Raw genomic sequence first — 17,976 nt, 5'->3', positions numbered from 1 at the left:
ATTATTGCTTGTTATTGAATTTTTCAGCAATAATTTTTGGCGTAATGAATATTAGCAATTCTGTTTTATCGTTAGTACGGCCAGTTGTCTTGAATAAATTCCCAAATAATGGAAGATCGCCAAAGAATGGTACTTTCGTAACACTATCACGTTCGTTCTGCTGGAATATACCACCAAGTACAACGGTGCCTCCGTTTTCCACCAAAACCATCGTTTTTACTTCTTTCTTGTCGATTGCAAAGCCAGCCCTGGTTTCAATACCGACGCTATCTTTATGGACATTGACATCCAAAATCACATTACCGTCTGGCGTGATTTGTGGTGTCACTTCCAGTCTCAGGCTGGCAGTACGGAACACAATTGCCGTCGCGCCACTGGATGTAGCGATCTGATAAGGCAATTCTGTACCTTGTTCTATCGAGGCCTTAAGCTGATCAGCAGTGACTACCCTAGGGCTGGAGATGATCTTGCCTTTGCCATCTGCTTCCAAGGCGGACAATTCCAGATTCAGGAAACGGTTGGCAGCAGAAGAGAACAGACTCACCGCCAGGCTGCCTGGATTCAAACCATTGATACCAGTCGCCGGCAAGCTCACGAACTGTGAGTTCGGAATATAGCTGGAATCCGTTATTTTTGCCTGACCAGTCTGCTCACCAATACCCAGGTAATTACCGGTAAGGGCAGCCCGCTGATCACCCGACAACTGATAACCAACATCACCACCACGTACACCACGCAAATCAGTGAAACCCAATTTTGCACCAAGGGTTTTACTGAATTTATCATCTGCTTCAACAATCCTGGCCTCAATCAGCACCTGTTTGGAAGCAATATCCGTCTTCTGTATCAATTTACGGATTTCTTCCAGTTTGGATGCGATATCGGTAACAAACAGTTGATTGGTACGTGGCTCTATCACTGCGCTGCCACGTTTGGACAAAATACGGTTGGAGCTAGCACCATCGGCACCAAATACCAATTTGAACGCTTCTGCTTTCTGGTAGTTCAACTGGAAAGCTTCTGTTTTCAAAGGTTCCAGGTCAGCAATTTGCGCTTTTTGTTCCAGTTCCAGTTTTTCTTTGGTCAGCAATTCATCTTTCGGCGCAATCCAGATAACTGAACCGTTTTTACGCATATCCAGACCTTTGGACTGCATGATGATATCGAGTGCATGATCCCATGGCACATCTTTGAGGCGCAGGGTAATGGTACCGTTGACAGTATCACTGGCAATAATATTCAGGTTACTGACTTCAGCAATGATCTGCAAAATCGCCCGCACTTCAATATTCTGGAAGTTGAATGACAATCTTTCACCACGATAACCCTGAGTACCCTGGGTCAGTTTATTCGGATCTTCCTTGATAGGCTTCACTTCCACCACGAATTGCGTATCGCTCTGGTAGGCACTGTGTTCCCACAAACCGCTAGGCTCAATCACCATGTGCACATTTTCGCCATCCGCGGTGGTCGTAATTTTTTGGACGGGCGTACCAAAGTCAGCCACATCCACACTCTTTCTGAGCACTTCTGGCAAACCAACCTTGAGGAAATCAACGACGATTTTCTGGCCTTGCTGGCGAATATCCACCGCGACCTGATTAAACGGCAAATCAATGATGACCCGCCCTTCACCCCCTACGCCACGACGGAAATCAATATCCCTGAGATTCTTTTTACCCGCGATTGATGTGTCAGGCGTAGCTGGCAAGCCCTGGGAATTGACTGCTGTTGCAATCCCACCAGAACCATCAATGGTGATGATCAATGCATTGCCTTCGATCACCGTTGCATAGTTCAAGGCTTTGTTCATGTTGAACACCAGGCGCGAACGGCCACTGGCTTCAATCAGATTAATGCTGCGCAGGTCAGCGATATTGATGTCGAAAGCGGTCTTGCCGGTACTGTTGGTGATATCAGCAAAATCCAGCGCAATCCTGGCCGGGCTGGAAATGGAAAAGCCGACTGGCGCTTTCAATAAAGTGCTTTTGAAACCAATTTTGACGATGACATTGGAGCCTTGTTGGTTGGCAGTAACCGACTCGATAGAATTAATTTGCGCAAAAGCGGATTGGCAAAACGCCAGCATTACCAAAAAAATAAATCGCATCATCGTGGCGCCCCTTATACTTGTATTTATCAACGCATTCATTTCTTGGTCTCCTGCAACTCTAACTTAGCTTCGCGCTCCACCCAGTCACCCGCAGCATCCTGAACAATTTCCTTGAGGTCTATGGCGTCCTCATCAATTTTCGTAATCTTGCCAAAATTCTGTCCCACGTAACCACCTGCTTTAACTTGATAAACCGTTTTATCTGCCTGAATCAAGGCATACATCACCTTGTTTTTCTCTATGGTTCCAACCATTTTCAGGGAGTCCAGAGGGAAGCCTTCCAGCGCTTCGCGCCGCCTTTCCATGTCAGGCTTGAGACCATTAGCGGACTCTGCTTTTAATCTTGCCAGCACAACCAGTAATTTTGCCGGGTCAAAGGGATCGATACTGGATTTCCCCTCATAAGAAATAGGTACATACACTTTGGGCTCACTCAGTTTAGGTGTAATAACCTTGATTTCTTTTCTCTCAGCTTCCATCCAGGCTCTGATCTCGATCTCTTCGCTATCGCCACAGGCTGACAGCGAAGCAAGCATAGCTACTATAAGAGGTAATCTAAACGCAGTTTTCATCATTTCTTAGGCCCCTTTTTCAAACTGGCCTGCGTTATGACTTCATCTTTATTCAAATAACGGAAAGTTTTAGCGGTGACCTCCAAAGCAAGCCCCCCCTCTTTCACGGTGGTGATTCCCAGGTTATTCAAAGTCACAATCCTTGGCAATTTGGCGATATCTGCGACAAATTGTCCCAAATCATGATAACTGCCGGAAATTTTGATTGCGATAGGCAGTTCGGCATAGTAATCCTTAACGAATACATTGCCAGGCGTGAACGAATCAAACTGCAAGCCACGGCCAGTTGCTGCCTGGTTGATATCGGCCAGCAAAGCCGCCATCTCAGCTTGGCTAGGTAATTGCTTTTCCATTGTCGCCACATATTGAAGTACCAGTTTCCGCTGATCCTTCAAGGCATCAAGATTCACTGCCTGCGTCAATTTTTGCTTGTAATCATTCTTTAGTTTAACTTCTTCGGCCTTGCCCGCATCGATGGCTTCCAGTTGACCATCCCATTGCAAGAACCAGCCCAGAACCAACACCACGACAAGAATCGCAAATGCGGTTGCCAGTCTGGGCGCAATTGGCCACAGACCAGGATGAAGTCCACTTAAGTCTCGAAACTGCGAGCCAAAAGACTCGCCCATTTCATTCAGGTTAATCGCCATTTACAATTTTCCGTAACATTGCTAAAAAATACTATCAAAGCCTACTTGGCTTTATTGCCGCCCTCGGCGGCTTGCGATCCAGATTCTTCACGCTCCCTGGGTCGCTTGATTCCTACATTAATTGTAAAATCGTACACTTTCTTGGCATCCCGTCCGGTACCTATGCCTGTCGAGTGAATTCCTACCAAGTCAGGCTTGTACATCCAGTCCGATCTGCCACCCAGGTCACGAATATATTCAGCCACCCGGTCCTGGGACTGTGCATAACCCGTCAGGACGATGCGCTGCCCTTCCTGTTTCAGCGAGCGCAAATACACGCCTTCAGGCGTAAATTTGACCAACTCATCCAGCAGGAACACCGGCTGATTGCGATCACCCTGCAAATCCTCAACCGCTTGCTGACGCGCCTTCAATGCATCGATTTCCTGGCGCAAGGTGGCAATTTCTGCAATCTTCTCATCCAGTTTGACGTTTTCTTTCTTGATGAATTCATTGCGCTCGGTCTGTGCAGCTTGCAGACGCCCAAAGTAGGTACTCACAACGACCACAATCAAACCGCCGACGATGGCGGACAGCAGCAATAAGGTATAAAAATCGTTTTTAAGCTGTTTCCGCTTTTCTTCCCTGTGCGGCAGGAGATTAATCTTTATCATCAGCCAAATCTCCGCAAGGCCAAACCGCAGGCAACCATAAAGGCCGGCGCTTCGGTACGCAAGGTTTTTTCATTCACACCGGATCCCAGCTCCATACCCTTGAACGGGCTGATAACGGCGGTAGAGATTTTTGTACGTTCGGCAATGATATCCACCAGGCCGGGGATAACGGCACAACCACCTGTCAGGAAAATCTGGTCCACCCTGGTATAGGGCGTGGATGTGAAGAAAAATTGTATGGCACGCGTCACTTCTAATGCTGCGCTTTCAAGGAAGGGTTCCAGCAGCTCCATCTCATAACTGTCTGGCAAGTCACCGTTTTTCTTTTTGGCTTCCGCCTCGTCCAGCGACAAACCATAATTGCGAACGATGTCCTGGGTCAGCTGGCTACCGCCAAATTGCTGTTCGCGCTCATAAATGACATCGCCATTGAGCATGATAAAAATATACGTGCGCTTGGAACCGATCTGGAAAACCGCATAAATCTGGTCCTTACCCTCATCCGCCTGTTGTGATACCAGACGCGAAATCGCTGCCCGCGCTGCATAGGATTCGATATCCATGACTTTGGCCTGCATGGCAGCGGCCTGAATGACGGCAACACGATCTTCAATTTTTTCTTTTCTGGAAGCGGCCAGCATGACTTCCACATCATCAGAAGCATTTGCCGCCGGACCCAGCACACAGAAATCCAGACTGACTTCATCCATGGAAAACGGTATGTACTGACTGGCTTCGGACTCTACCTGCACTTCTAGTGCCTGTTCCGATAGGGTGCCAGGCAATATGATTTTTTTGGTAATCACAGCAGACGCCGGCATCGCCATGGCGACATGCTTTGCCGACGTACCACTCTTCTTCACGAGGCGGCGTACCGCATCCGTGACTTGTTCAATATTCTCGATGTTGCCATCCAGCACGGCCCCTTTGGGCAGTGGTTCTGAGGCATAGCGCTCCAGCCGATAACTCTTGTTACTTCCTTCCGAAAGCTCAACAAGTTTGATATCGAGAGAACTGATATCCAAACCAACAAGTGGTGGATTTTTTCTGCCAAGCAATGACGCCAGATCTAAAGCCAAGAATATCCCCTCACGATTACTTCATTATTTCAATTTGCACAATAAAAAAATATGCAAATCATTCACTTTCTTGGAGTAAATTCTCTTTAAAAACCGCTATTTACGAGACAATTATCCAAGCTTACATGAAATCCTAGCAATAAGCCTGACATTGGTAAAGCAATTTCCACGCAGCACTACCCATATACGTTGCCAAATATCCACGGCGTGGATGATTTTATGAAAATTTGCTTTCAATTTGCATCCATCTCAGGCCGATAGAAGGCGGCTATAATGTCTGCTGCTTTATTTACAATTAGCTCATATGCCTGATCAAAAAAAAGAAACCGACAATAAACAGTTGCCGCCAAAACGCACCGTTGGCAAGCTATTTGCCCGCATTTTACTCGGGACTGGCGGTCTTTTACTAGGATTGGCAGTTGCTGGCGTGTTAATTATTGGTTTTGCCCTGACTGTGGCTTACCCCAATTTGCCAGAACTGGACTCGATTACCAGCTATCGCCCCAAAATGCCGCTACGGGTTTTTTCTGCGGATAATATGTTGATAGGCGAATTCGGCGAAGAACGGCGCAATGTCGTGCGCTTCAAGGATATTCCTGAAATCATGAAAAAAGCGGTACTGGCGATTGAAGACGACCGTTTCTACGAACATGGCGGGGTTGACTATATGGGTATTACGCGCGCCGCCGTGCACAACCTGACCGGCGGAGCCAAACAGGGGGCGTCCACCATCACCCAGCAGGTAGCTCGGAACTTCTTCCTGTCCAGCGAACAGACCTTCAAGCGCAAGATTTATGAAATTCTGCTGGCCTGGAAAATCGAACAAAACCTCACCAAGGACCAGATTCTGGAAGTCTATATGAACCAGATCTACCTCGGTCAGCGCGCCTATGGCTTCTCTTCTGCTGCCCAGATTTACTTTGGCAAGGATTTAAAAGATGTCACCATCGCAGAAGCAGCCATGCTGGCTGGCCTGCCAAAAGCACCATCTGCCTATAACCCGGTCGCCAACCCCAAACGTGCAGCGGTCAGGCAACAATACATCCTGCAAAGGATGCGCAACCTTGGCTACATCACCGAAGCCCAGTATGAACAGGCTAAAAACGAAGAACTCAGAACCAAGACCGACAGTAGCGAATTTGGCATCCATGCAGAATATGTGACGGAAATGGCACGCCAACTGGTCTATGAACAATTCAAGGAAGAAACCTATACCCGCGGCCTGAACGTCTACACCACCATCACCAAGGCAGATCAGGACAGTGCCTACCTGGCACTGCGACGCGGCGTCATGGATTATGAAAAACGCCACGGTTATCGCGGCCCGGAAGCCATTATCACCATCCCGGAAAGCAAAGAAGCTGCCGAAGAAGCCATAGAAAAAGAACTGGCCGACCATACCGACAGCGATGACCTGCAAGTTGCCATGGTGCTGGAAGCAACACCCAAGCTGGTGCGTGCCGTGCTGGCAACCGGTGAAGAAATACGCATAGAAGATACCGGCTTAAGCTTCGCTGCTAGCGGACTGTCCACCAAGACCCCGGCCAACAAGCGCATACAGCGCGGTGCCGTGGTACGTGTCATGCTGGATGGCAAGACCTGGAGCATCACCCAGATGCCGGAAGTACAGTCGGCCTTTGTCGCTGCCAATACCACCGATGGTGCCATTCGTGCACTGGTAGGCGGTTTTGATTACAACCTCAATAAATTCAATCACGTGACCCAGGCCTGGCGTCAACCTGGCTCCAGCTTCAAGCCTTTCATTTATTCTGCTTCCCTGGAAAAAGGCTTGTCGCCATCGACCATTATCAATGACGAACCGATCAGCTTTGACGCCGGCCAGACCGGTGGCCAGGCGTGGGAACCCAAGAATTACGATGGTAAATACGAGGGCCCGATGACCATGCGTAAAGGCCTGACTAAATCCAAGAACATGATTTCCATCCGCATCCTGCACAGGATAGGTGCGAAATATGGTCAGGAATACACCAGCCGCTTTGGCTTCCTGCCAGAAAAAAATCCTCCTTACCTGACACTGGCGCTAGGTGCCGGTGCAGTTACACCTTTGCAGATGGCTGGTGCCTATTCAGTGTTTGCCAACGGTGGCTACAAGGTCAATCCTTACCTGATTTCGAAAATCACCGACACCAATGGCAAAATCCTGGTGCAGACCCACCCCGACCTGGCCGGTGATGAAAATAATCGTGTGATTGATGAGCGCAATGCCTTCCTGATGGACAGCATGATGCGGGATGTCGTCAAAATGGGTACCGCCACCAAGGCGCTGGTACTGAAACGTCCGGACATCGCCGGCAAAACTGGTACCACGAATGATTCTTTCGACGCCTGGTTCGCTGGCTACCAGGCCAAGATCGTGGGCATCGCCTGGATAGGCTTTGATCAGCCAAGAAACCTGGGTAACAAGGAAACCGGCGGTGGCCTGGCCCTGCCAATCTGGATAGGGTATATGCAGAAAATCCTGAAAGATTTCCCGATAGAAGAAAGGCCGGTTCCAAAGGGGATCATTGCGGTGGATGGAGATTACTACTATGCAGAAAATCCACCAGGGGTCGGCGTCACCACTCTATCCCCTCCGGTGACTATCATCGAAGAATAACTAATGTGTCTGTGACAGTCCTGCAAAGGACTGTCACCATCACCAATAGTCAGCCCTGCTGTTTCGCCACTGCAGACAAAGTGGCAAACAGTTCCGAGCCGTCACGGGTGTTCAGCCAGTGTTGCCCATTAAACTTGTAGTGGAAACCGCCACTGCGAGCCGCGACCCACATTTCCTGCATGGGTGCTTGGCTGTTGACGATGATTTTTGAACCGTTGTCGACAAACTCTATGGTCAGCACATTGCCGCTGCGGCTGCATTCGACATCGTACTCATCGTTTTCATAAGCCTGTTCAAACAATTCCTCCACTTGTCGCAAACAAGTATCTGCCAGCACCAGGAATTCGGATTCAGTCATGCTACACTCCAGCGTCTTTAAAAGTAAAACGCCATTCTATACGGTGTTACAGGATTGCAAGATGCGCAAACTCATACCCTTATTCTTCGTAATGACTTTAGTCACTGCCTGCGGCCAAAAAGGTCCTTTGATCATGCCAGCCAAACCGGCACCGCAGCCTGCCCAAAGCCAATCCTGATATAACCTAGATTCACTCAGACTCAAGCAAATTCAAGGCTGACGATGACGAGCGAATTGTTCTGGCTTGCTCAGTCTGTCTCCTTATCTTCATCCGGACGCAAGGCAATCGGGCTGGCAAAACCGGGGCGACATCCCTGCACGCCTTCAAATACGGCCCGTATGCTGGCCATGTCCTGCTCGCGGTCACCGGTCAGGTCCAGATAGTCGACCAGCGCCACTTCTTTTTTTACAAAATCAAAATAGGCACAACCTAAAGGCACTTTGGCGCTCATGGCAATATGATAAAAGCCACTGCGCCAATAAGGTTTGAGGCTGCGTGTTCCTTCCGGGGCAATCGCCATCCAGTACCAGTCGGCAGCATGCATTTTTTCTGCCAGCCGCGCTATGGCACCGGTTGAAACACCACGCTCCACCGGCTCGCCGCCCAGGTAACGCACAACGCGGCCTATGCTCGCCCCGGTCAGGCCTTCAAACAAGGAAGATTTGGCAATGAAATGGAAAGGCATGCCTATCGCCAGTTTGGCCAGTACACCGATAGGGAAATCCCAGTTGGAAGTATGCGGATACACCACAATCACCCCACGTGGCCCCGGCAAAGGGCGGTAACGTACGCGCCAGCCCAGCATTCCTAACATACCTAGTGCCAAACGCTGTGTCAGCCCCGGTAATGTCTTCTTTTGAAGTAAATAATCTGTCATGTTTTACATACGCCATACAGGGCCATGCCCCAAACCCCCGCGATTATGCAGCGAAGAAACAGGCAATGTAAAACAAGTTCCATGTGCACCTGCAACACCGATGCGATAGAAAAATCAGGCTCCCGTCACCACTACCGGATCACGTCCAAACCAGCGCCACCACAATCGCAGCATCAGCATGCCGGCGACGATCAGGCCAAACAATACCGGCTGGGAAAAATCATGTTTGCCCGATTTCATCCAGAAATAATGCAGCACACCCAAAGGAGCAATCACATACACCAGCTTATGCAAGAGCTGCCAGCGCTTACCGCCCAGGCGCTTGATCATGCCATTGGTGCTGGTCAGCGCCAACGGGATCAGCAAAACAAAAGCGATAAAGCCCACCGTGATGAATGGCCGCTTGATGACATCTTTCCACATTTCTTCGACATCAAAGAAATGGTCAAACCACAAGAATGTCGTGAAATGCAGCAACGCATAAAAGAATGCATACAGACCCAGCATGCGACGGCAACGTAGCAACCATGGCAGGTGCAGCAACTTGCGCAAGGGCGTCACCGCCAGCGTAAAGCACAGGAAATACAAGGTCCAATCACCGGTATTGCGGGTAATGAACTCGACTGGATTTGCCCCCAGCTTATCCAGAAATACAAAAGTCACCAGACGTATGAAAGGCAGCAAGGCCAGGATAAACAACGTGGTCTTGACATAGCTGACCTGCTTGTTCGTGATCAGCATATCAGTAGAATTTCTTCAAATCCATGCCCGTGTACAGGGATGCAACTTCGCTATAACCGTTGAACATCAGCGTCTTGCGCTTGCGTGCCAGGAAGCCGTCTTCGCCTATGCGGCGCTCGGACGCCTGTGACCAGCGTGGGTGATCGACATCCGGATTGACGTTGGAATAGAAACCGTACTCACTCGGTGCCGCCAGGTTCCATGCCGTGCGTGGCTGGTCTTTGGTAAAACGGATTTTGACAATGGACTTGGCCGATTTGAAACCATATTTCCACGGCAAGACCATGCGTACCGGGGCCCCATTCTGATTCGGCAATACTTCGCCATACATGCCAAAAGTCAACAAGGCCAGTGGATGATTGGCTTCATCCATGCGCAAGCCTTCCACATACGGCCATTCCAGTACCGGGCTACGCAAACCCGGCATCTGCTTCTTGTCGTCGAGGGTGATAAATTCAACGTAACGTGCATTGCCGGTAGGCTCCACCTTTTTGATCAGGTTGGACAGGGAATAGCCTATCCACGGAATCACCATGGACCAGCCTTCCACACAACGCAGTCGGTATATACGCTCTTCCAAAGGTGCCAGCTTCATCAGGCTATCCAGATCCAGCACCATCGGCTTTTTGACTTCCCCTTCTATGCTGATACTCCAGGGGCGCGGTTTCAGCGTATTCGCCATGACCGCAGGGTCGGCCTTATCGGTACCGAATTCATAGAAATTATTGTAAGTCGTCGCGTCCTTGTAGGCGGTTTTCTTTTCCATCAAGGCGTAGGCGGGATTGGCATTCGCTGCCAGTTTCTGGGCACCGGCAGTCTGGGCAAAGGCTTCACGGTTAGCCATTTCAAACAGTGCCGTACCGGCAACCGAACCCAATGCCATTTTGCGAATGAATTCGCGGCGCGCGTCAAACACGGCACGTGGGGTGATTTCGGAAGAAAAAGGCAGATCTATGCCATTGGGACTACGTTTAATCAGCATGGTGAACTCCGTGGTTGAGACTGGCAGAATAGTGATTGGACATCACTGTTCTGCCCTAGTTTCTCATGAGTCGCAGAATTCTGCTGATCCTTACAAATTAAAAATAGAACTTACAGCTTGCCGTAAGAATGCAGACCAGACAGGAACATATTCACGCCCAGGAAGGCGAAAGTGGTCACCAACAAACCTACCAGCGCCCACCAGGCGGCAACCTGGCCACGCAGACCCTTCATCAGGCGCATGTGCAACCAGGCCGCATAATTGAGCCAAACAATTAGCGCCCAGGTTTCTTTCGGATCCCAGGACCAGTAACCACCCCAGGCATCCGCCGCCCACAAAGCACCAAGTATGGTAGCAATAGTAAAGAAAGCAAAGCCGACTGCAATGGCTTTGTACATGACATCATCCAGCACTTCCAGCGCCGGCAGCCTGTCGACTAAATAACCCTTGGATTTGAGCAAATAAGCAACAGATACCATGGCTGCCAGTGCAAACGTACCGTAACCGATAAAATTGGCTGGCACATGAATTTTCATCCACCAGCTTTGTAGAGCAGGCAACAAAGGCTGAATTTCTGCCGCTTCGCGGCTGAACATATACCAAAGTAAAAACCCGACTGCGGCAGTAATAATCAACATGACAAAAGCACCTAATTGCCGGGTGCGGTATTGCTGCTCATAGTACAAATAAAACAAGGCAGTGATCATCGAAAACAAGATGAACACTTCATACAAATTCGATACCGGGATATGGCCGACATCCGCACCGATCAGGTAAGACTCATACCAGCGCACCAGCATGCCGGTAAAACCCATGACCACGGCAGCCCAGCATAATATGGAACCCACAGAGGCGCCAAAATTAGAACGGGCAATAAGACCGCCCCAGTAAAACAGGGTGGATAGGACAAACAAGGTGCTCATCCACAATATTGCGGACTGACTGGATAACAGATACTTCAGGAAAAATTTTTTGTCTGCCATCTCTAGCGAACCACCATATAACTGTATGGCCAGCAAACTCAATGCAGTCAAAATCACCATCAAGGTACGAACCGATTTCCAGTGCCAGCCCAGCAGGGCAAACGTAGGAGCAGCCAGCAAGACGATACCTTTTTCGTACACGTCCATATAGCTGCCAAAACGACTCAGGGCAATCAAAGATGCCATACACAGGGCCACCGCATAAAGCCAGTCGGCTATCGATAGCCGTTTAAAAAACCCCTGATAGGGCGTGTAATTCTGCGTGATGTCCATCATTTTTCCCCAGAGACCAGGCCAGCAGGCCATGTGCTTCATAGTGTAGTCGATTAAGCTGCGTTTGCTCGGTTATCTGCTTGCGTCTCTTGACCAGACCGCGTTGTCAGTTGCCGCAAATGTATTTTCAATTGCTCAAATTCTTTTTCAAAATCTAAGGTCTTTCTTTGCGAACTCAGGGCCATGAGGACATGTGCACCTATACCGTCATCCCTGATCCAGATCCAGAGGCGACGCTCGCGTATATAAAACATGGAAAACACGCCCATCACCAGGAACAAACATCCCAGGTAAACCACTTTCTTGCCCGGCGAGCGTGTAACTTGCAAGACCGACGCCTTGATCTCGTCAAAACTCGTCAATTGCAAAAATACCGGTGCACCATAGAAGTAAGAATCAGATATCGCAGCCGTCGCCGATTGCAAGAAGCGCGCATGCTTTTCATCCAGTTCCAACGCTGGCAAGCTGTCTTTTTCGCGTGCCACCATCCATAGATCCCACATGCTGCCATTCAAAATCTTCATGAACACATCGGCAGCCTTGGTCTGCTCTGCGACCGGTATCTGTTCCAGGAATTTGGAAATAGACACAAAACCCGCCTGCTGAGCGTCCCCGGCAAAAATGCTCAGGCTCTTCCTGGCCGACTCGGTCAATTGCAGTTGCACCTGCCCGGCATTCGCCAAGTTCGGCGGTAAAGCCCGTTTGGCATAGCGCTGGGCAGCCAGTTCACGCAATTCAGGGTTATTCACCGCTGCACGCAGGCGCATCCACTCCTTGACGGTATCTTCATCATCCGCCGGTATCCGCAGGTAGCGGAAGTCTTCTGACGGCGAATCTCGCGTACCGGCCAGTATCATATAGGCACCATCGATCAGTACCGACTGCATGTAGTTATGGAATTCCCTGGCCTGTCCCGTTTTGTCGCGCAGCTTATATTGCAGGCTGGGGCCGACATTTTTCAGGTCTTTGTTATTCGCATTTTTTGCCGCCGAACCCAGGTGCTTGTCGAGATTGGCACTGAATTGCTGGTTAAATCCCTGATTCGCATTGACTGCCCGCACATCCGAACCGTTGCGCGCCATATTCTCGACATTGAAGAGACGAAAGCCCGACCACTCTATAGAATAATCCGTACCACTGGCCATCTTCAAAGGTGTGGTGCCGCCGACTTCACCAGCGAGATCAAAGGTCTCTGCCGACGCGCCAGACATGGGGTAAGCCTTCAGCTTCAGGCGGCTGCCACCATCTTCAAAGCTGGATTGATAGACTGCAATACCCTTGTAAATCAGGGGATCATTGACCTTGATGGTGGAGGAAAATGATTTGCCAGTCTCGTGATCCATTACCTCGACATCACTGGCAAACAGCTTGGGCATGCCAGTAGAATAAAAATCAATCGTGAATTTCTTCAGCTTGATGGTGAATGGCAAATCCTGAATCAGCACCCCGGTAGCCTGCGGCAGGATGGCGGCATTGCTGCTGGCCCCCTCGGGTATCATGGTATTGCCACGGAAGCTGGGGTTCGCCAGCGACAACCTGTGTTGCTCGGGAATTTTGGCGATAACGCCACTGCCTTCAAATGGCACCTTGCCCATGAACCATTGCTGGAACCGGATAGGCAAATCGGAATCGAGCAAACCACCTACGCAGATAATCACAATCGCACTGTGGGCAAAGATATAACCCCATTTGTTGGCAGCCCCCTGTTTGGCAACGATCAGGCTGGCTCCCTCTTTTTCCAGAACCTTGTAGCCATAACCGACACGGCCCAGATGAACCAATGCACTGCTTATCACCTGGGTACGTGCATTGCTGCTATGCCACTCAGAACGGTGATGGAAATTGCGTAATGATTGCTCGCGTACATTGTCGCGCCAGCTACGCATATCTTTCACCATTTTCGGTGCATTGCGGATCAGGCACAGCGATGTCGACAACACCAGAAAAGTCATGATCAGCAAAAACCACCATGCTGAATACACCGAATACAAACTGAGCTTATTGAAAATCTCAAACCAGAAAGGGCCAAACTGGTTGACGTAATTCGGCATCGGTTCATTTTGCTTGAGCACCGTCCCGATCACCGAGGCAATCGCGATCAGGGTCAGCAAACTGATGGCAAAGCGCATGGAAGACAGTAACTCGACTGCCTCTGCCACCCACGCTTGCCGGGTTTGAATCTTTAAGCCACCAGTATCAGTGAGCTGCTCGCTATCTATCTTGTTGTCCATACCGTCCTGAAATCCACTAAGAACCTGTTTACGATCTGTAGCGAGCGTGCGTCAGCGGGGTCAGGGCAACAAAAACGCAGCGCAAAAAACGGAATGGTCTTTAGACCATGAGCATTTTGAGCAGCACATGAGCCCCGCGTGGACTCCGATTGCGCACGAGCTTAAGATCGTAAACAGGTTCTAAGAAAAAAGGGGATGGCATATTGCCACCCCCTCCCATGCTTCTTTATTTTTTGAATTACCTCAAGCCAGCGACATAATCTGCTACGGCTTTCATTTCATCTTCTGACATTTTCTTGGCTATCGTCATCATCTGCGCGCTATTGCCACGCGCACCGGTGATTTTTGCGCCATCCAGGCGTGTCGCATTCTGGAAGCCTGTCAGTTGGGCAATGGTGTAATCCTGATGTTGGCCAGCAATACGCGGGAATTGTGCCGGGATACCAGCACCGTTCGGGCTATGACAGCCTGCGCAGGCAGGAACATTCTTTTCAGCAATACCACCACGGTAGATTTGCTTGCCCAGTTCAACGATATCCTTGTTCTTGGCAGCACCTGGTTTGGCTTTTTGCGTGGACAAATAAGCAGCCACATTTTTCATGTCGTCTTCTGTCATGGCCTTGGCGAATACCGACATGACTGCATTCTTGCGCGTGTCGCTCTTGAATTCACTGAGTTGCTTTACCAGGTAGGCATCATGCTGGGCTGCCAGTTTAGGATTGGCAGCAATCGTAGAGTTACCAGCTGCACCATGGCAGGATACGCATGCAGTAATACCACGGGCAGCATCACCACTGCTATACAGGGCTTCACCCTTGACCGGGTCAGCTTTGGCTGGCTTGGCTGCTTCGTTGGCGTAGGCGACGGAAACAAAAGAAGACACCGCCATGACGGCGACGCTGAAAGACTTGGACAACGACAGGAAAGCACGGTTCATTCAAACACCCTGAGACTAAATAATGGAAATCTGCCCTAATGGCGACGCATAGCTGCTAAGTTAATGCCCATCAGAATGTGGCAAAAACTGGTATTGGATCATTGTTTTTATCGCTGCCCAATACCTAACCCCTTATTGTACAATAGCTTTCGGGCGTTTTTACTGCCTGATGTTGCATTTTTCCATTATTCCTTTCCTCTATGTCTATCCTCTGGCAAGCCCGCTTCTTTACCACGGTGAATCATCTCCGTGATCTTCCGCGTACTCATGTACCGGAAATTGCCTTCGCTGGCCGCTCGAATGCAGGCAAATCGACTGCAATCAATACCCTGTGCAATCAGAAAAAACTCTGCTTTGCCTCTAAAACACCAGGTCGCACCCAGCATATTAACTATTTTTCAATTGGCGGCGCCCATGTCGGCCAACATCGCAAAGATGAAACCCGGGTCGATGAAATCCGCGCCCTGCTGGTCGATTTGCCAGGCTACGGCTATGCCGAAGTACCGGGTGCGGCCAAACACCACTGGAATCAGTTGCTGGGGGCGTATGTGCAGCGCCGTACTCAATTGGCCGCCCTGGTATTGATCATGGATGCACGTCGCCCGTTTACCGATCTCGATATCCAGATGCTGGAATGGTTTGCCCCCACCGGCAGGCCCATCCATTGCATATTGACCAAGGCCGACAAACTCAATCGCAGTGAATGTACCGACGCCTTGCGCAAAGCCAAAGCAGTGCTCGACAGTTACGTGGATGATGAAGGGGCGCGGTTCCCGTTCAGCCTGCAATTGTTTTCTGCACTGAAACGCATAGGCATAGAAGAAGCCGATGCCGCCGTGCAACATCTGGTGGGTCTGGACCGTGATCCTGTCGTCGGTACCGTCGACGCCATTGATGCCATTGATACCGCCAATGCAATCGAGGAAACCATTGCGCCAGACGCAGCCGCCACTGACAGGCCGGCGGACGCAGAATAAAAAAACCCCGGCACATCAGGGCGTATTGGCCTGGTCTGTGCCGGGGTAATAACACCGTTACGAATAGGGGCGCACGGTGCCCGCTCAGGGGGAAAAGCGGTAGGCTTAGAGACAGGTCCCAACCTGTGTATTAAGATGTTGCAAGTTGAAAAAAGTTTCATTAACCTGCATAAAATTCTTTTCATTTCTTTATGTCGCCTAACCATGGCGCTTATTTATGTCTATCATCAAACCTGCCCACTTCCCTGCGATACGTATGCGCCGCATGCGCAAAGACGTATTTTCCCGCGCGCTGATGCGCGAAAACATGGTCACTGCGTCCGACCTGATTTATCCGGTATTTGTGATTGATGGCGTCAACCAGCGTGAAAAAGTCGCTTCCATGCCCGGTGTTGAACGGGTAACGGTTGACTTGTTGCTGGGCGTTGCTGAAGATTGCGTCGCACTTGGCATACCGGTACTGGCATTGTTTCCGGCGATCAACCCGCATCTGAAAACACCGGATGGCATTGAAGCCACCAATCCCAAAGGCCTGATCCCGCGTGCCGTCCGTGAACTGAAAAGTCGTTTCCCTGAACTGGGTATCCTGACTGACGTGGCGCTGGACCCCTACACCAGCCATGGCCAGGATGGCTTGCTGAATGCAGCCGGTTATGTACTCAACGATGAAACCACAGACATGTTGGTGCGTCAGGCCCTGGTGCAAGCTGAAGCAGGTGTGGATATCGTTGCCCCCAGCGACATGATGGATGGCCGTATCGGTGCCATACGCCAGGCGCTGGAAACCAATGACTTCATCCACACCCGCATCATGGCGTATTCAGCCAAATATGCATCGGCCTTCTACGGCCCTTTTCGCGACGCGGTAGGCTCGGCTGCCAATCTGGGCAAAAGCGACAAGGCCAACTACCAGATGGACCCGGCGAATAGCGACGAAGCCTTGCGTGAAGTCGCACTCGATCTGGCTGAAGGTGCCGACATGGTCATGGTAAAACCCGGCCTGCCTTATCTGGATATCGTGCGCAGGGTCAAGGATGAATTCAAGGTACCAACCTTTGCCTATCAGGTCAGTGGCGAATACGCGATGATCAAGGCAGCGGCCCAGAATGGCTGGCTGGATCATAACAAGACCATGATGGAAACCATGCTGGCATTCAAACGTGCCGGTGCCGATGGCATCCTGACTTATTTTGCCCGCGACGTTGCCAGATTGCTCAAGCACGCAGGCTGATCTGCTGCCATGTCTTCCAGCCTGCACTCTGTCTTGATCGTGCTGTTTGCCGCGCTCGCGATTGCGGGTGCGGAATTCAGTAGCACCATAGATGGCGCGCAATTCCTGCACTATGCATTCAAACCGCTGACCACGCTCGGCATCTTTTTTCTTGCCCTGCGGGCGCAACCGGCCATCAATGCGCGCTATCGCAAGGCGATCCTGGCCGGCATCCTGTTTTCGCTGCTGGGTGATATTTTTCTGATGCTGCCGGTCAGCGTGCTGGCCCAGGGATTTTTGCTTGGCCTGCTGAGTTTTTTATTTGCCCACCTGTGTTTTTTACGCGCACTCTGCAGCGATGCCAGATTCTTTACCAAACCGCTGGTCTTCGTTGCACTGACAGCACTCGGCGCGGCCCATCTGTTTGTGTTGTGGCCAGGCTTGCCACCTGCCATGCGCATACCCGTGCTTGCTTATGTCTGCCTGTTGCTGGCCATGTGCGCGCAGGCTATCAGTCGCGGCATCAGCCTGCGCACTGTCGATAGCCGTATGGCGATGAGCGGCGGCATCTGCTTCATGCTGTCAGATACCATTCTGGCGTATAACAAATTCTATACGCCGATCCCGCATTCTCCCTTGCTGATCCTTGGCAGCTACTACCTGGCGCTATGGCTGATTGCATGCTCGGTTCAATCATCTCACCCTCAACATCAGGATTAAGG

17 protein-coding genes are annotated in these 17,976 nt (G+C 50.5%); 5 read left to right on the top strand and 12 right to left on the bottom strand.

Going from position 1 to position 17,976, the window contains the following annotated elements; translation table 11 throughout:
* Position 1: 1 nt before the first annotated feature.
* Genes pilQ through ACO0LM_RS18765 form a run of 5 tightly spaced genes read right to left on the bottom strand, consistent with a single transcriptional unit; the run spans position 2 to position 5,067 of the window.
* Complete coding sequence (gene pilQ / locus ACO0LM_RS18785) at positions 2-2,113, bottom strand: type IV pilus secretin PilQ (protein WP_423038828.1); 2,112 nt, start codon at positions 2,111-2,113, stop codon at positions 2-4.
* Positions 2,114-2,148: 35 nt separating this feature from the next.
* Positions 2,149-2,688 (bottom strand): pilus assembly protein PilP, encoded by a 540-nt coding sequence (locus ACO0LM_RS18780; protein WP_423038826.1) that lies wholly within the window; start codon positions 2,686-2,688, stop codon positions 2,149-2,151.
* Complete coding sequence (locus ACO0LM_RS18775; RefSeq protein WP_423038824.1) at positions 2,685-3,335, bottom strand: type 4a pilus biogenesis protein PilO; 651 nt, start codon at positions 3,333-3,335, stop codon at positions 2,685-2,687. Before ACO0LM_RS18775 ends, ACO0LM_RS18780 begins: the two co-directional genes overlap by 4 nt.
* Positions 3,336-3,376: 41 nt before the next feature.
* The gene (locus ACO0LM_RS18770; RefSeq protein ID WP_423038822.1) at positions 3,377-3,988 is read right to left on the bottom strand and encodes a PilN domain-containing protein; all 612 of its coding nucleotides are present in this window, start codon (positions 3,986-3,988) and stop codon (positions 3,377-3,379) included.
* Positions 3,988-5,067: a pilus assembly protein PilM gene (locus tag ACO0LM_RS18765; protein ID WP_423038820.1), complete on the bottom strand. Its 1,080-nt coding sequence runs from the start codon at positions 5,065-5,067 to the stop codon at positions 3,988-3,990. Before ACO0LM_RS18765 ends, ACO0LM_RS18770 begins: the two co-directional genes overlap by 1 nt.
* A 304-nt stretch (positions 5,068-5,371) precedes the next feature.
* On the opposite strand from ACO0LM_RS18765, the gene ACO0LM_RS18760 reads away from it, so the two are divergent.
* Positions 5,372-7,684 (top strand): penicillin-binding protein 1A, encoded by a 2,313-nt coding sequence (locus ACO0LM_RS18760; protein ID WP_423038818.1) that lies wholly within the window; start codon positions 5,372-5,374, stop codon positions 7,682-7,684.
* A 49-nt stretch (positions 7,685-7,733) separates the two neighbouring features.
* Here the strand turns inward: ACO0LM_RS18760 and cyaY are convergent, their stop codons facing one another.
* Entirely contained in the window at positions 7,734-8,042 is a 309-nt protein-coding gene (gene cyaY, locus ACO0LM_RS18755; protein WP_422989179.1) for an iron donor protein CyaY, read from the bottom strand.
* Here cyaY and lptM point away from each other — a divergent pair.
* Positions 8,041-8,220 (top strand): LPS translocon maturation chaperone LptM, encoded by a 180-nt coding sequence (gene lptM / locus ACO0LM_RS18750; protein ID WP_422989177.1) that lies wholly within the window; start codon positions 8,041-8,043, stop codon positions 8,218-8,220. The two genes, cyaY and lptM, sit on opposite strands and share 2 nt — an antisense overlap.
* A 70-nt stretch (positions 8,221-8,290) precedes the next feature.
* Here the strand turns inward: lptM and ACO0LM_RS18745 are convergent, their stop codons facing one another.
* The 6 genes from ACO0LM_RS18745 to ACO0LM_RS18720 all read right to left on the bottom strand — a co-directional run bounded on the left by ACO0LM_RS18745 (position 8,291) and on the right by ACO0LM_RS18720 (position 15,067).
* Positions 8,291-8,857 carry a 1-acyl-sn-glycerol-3-phosphate acyltransferase gene (locus ACO0LM_RS18745; RefSeq protein ID WP_423038816.1) on the bottom strand — a complete coding sequence of 189 codons (567 nt, stop codon included), beginning with the start codon at positions 8,855-8,857 and terminating at the stop codon, positions 8,291-8,293.
* Between the two features lie 177 nt (positions 8,858-9,034).
* A complete protein-coding gene (locus ACO0LM_RS18740; RefSeq protein ID WP_422989173.1) occupies positions 9,035-9,661 on the bottom strand; it encodes a sulfite oxidase heme-binding subunit YedZ in 627 nt (208 codons plus the stop codon).
* Position 9,662: 1 nt separating this feature from the next.
* The gene (gene msrP / locus ACO0LM_RS18735) at positions 9,663-10,643 is read right to left on the bottom strand and encodes a protein-methionine-sulfoxide reductase catalytic subunit MsrP (protein ID WP_423038814.1); all 981 of its coding nucleotides are present in this window, start codon (positions 10,641-10,643) and stop codon (positions 9,663-9,665) included.
* Between the two features lie 110 nt (positions 10,644-10,753).
* The gene (gene ccsB, locus ACO0LM_RS18730) at positions 10,754-11,899 is read right to left on the bottom strand and encodes a c-type cytochrome biogenesis protein CcsB (RefSeq protein ID WP_423038965.1); all 1,146 of its coding nucleotides are present in this window, start codon (positions 11,897-11,899) and stop codon (positions 10,754-10,756) included.
* Between the two features lie 53 nt (positions 11,900-11,952).
* Positions 11,953-14,130 carry a cytochrome c biogenesis protein ResB gene (locus ACO0LM_RS18725; protein WP_423038812.1) on the bottom strand — a complete coding sequence of 726 codons (2,178 nt, stop codon included), beginning with the start codon at positions 14,128-14,130 and terminating at the stop codon, positions 11,953-11,955.
* A 238-nt stretch (positions 14,131-14,368) separates the two neighbouring features.
* Positions 14,369-15,067, bottom strand: coding sequence for a c-type cytochrome (locus tag ACO0LM_RS18720; protein ID WP_423038810.1), 699 nt, complete (start codon positions 15,065-15,067; stop codon positions 14,369-14,371).
* A 200-nt stretch (positions 15,068-15,267) separates the two neighbouring features.
* Between ACO0LM_RS18720 and yihA the strand changes: the two genes are divergently transcribed.
* The 3 genes from yihA to ACO0LM_RS18705 all read left to right on the top strand — a co-directional run bounded on the left by yihA (position 15,268) and on the right by ACO0LM_RS18705 (position 17,974).
* Complete coding sequence (gene yihA / locus ACO0LM_RS18715) at positions 15,268-16,044, top strand: ribosome biogenesis GTP-binding protein YihA/YsxC (protein WP_423038808.1); 777 nt, start codon at positions 15,268-15,270, stop codon at positions 16,042-16,044.
* Between the two features lie 217 nt (positions 16,045-16,261).
* A complete protein-coding gene (hemB, locus tag ACO0LM_RS18710; protein WP_423038806.1) occupies positions 16,262-17,275 on the top strand; it encodes a porphobilinogen synthase in 1,014 nt (337 codons plus the stop codon).
* A 9-nt stretch (positions 17,276-17,284) separates the two neighbouring features.
* The gene (locus tag ACO0LM_RS18705; RefSeq protein WP_423038804.1) at positions 17,285-17,974 is read left to right on the top strand and encodes a lysoplasmalogenase; all 690 of its coding nucleotides are present in this window, start codon (positions 17,285-17,287) and stop codon (positions 17,972-17,974) included.
* Positions 17,975-17,976 lie beyond the last annotated feature (2 nt).

It is taken from the genome of Undibacterium sp. Di26W (genome assembly GCF_049340265.1).
Taxonomy (GTDB): domain Bacteria; phylum Pseudomonadota; class Gammaproteobacteria; order Burkholderiales; family Burkholderiaceae_D; genus Undibacterium.
Note: the sequence above shows the minus strand (reverse complement) of the source record. Positions and strands in the feature narration are given on the sequence as shown.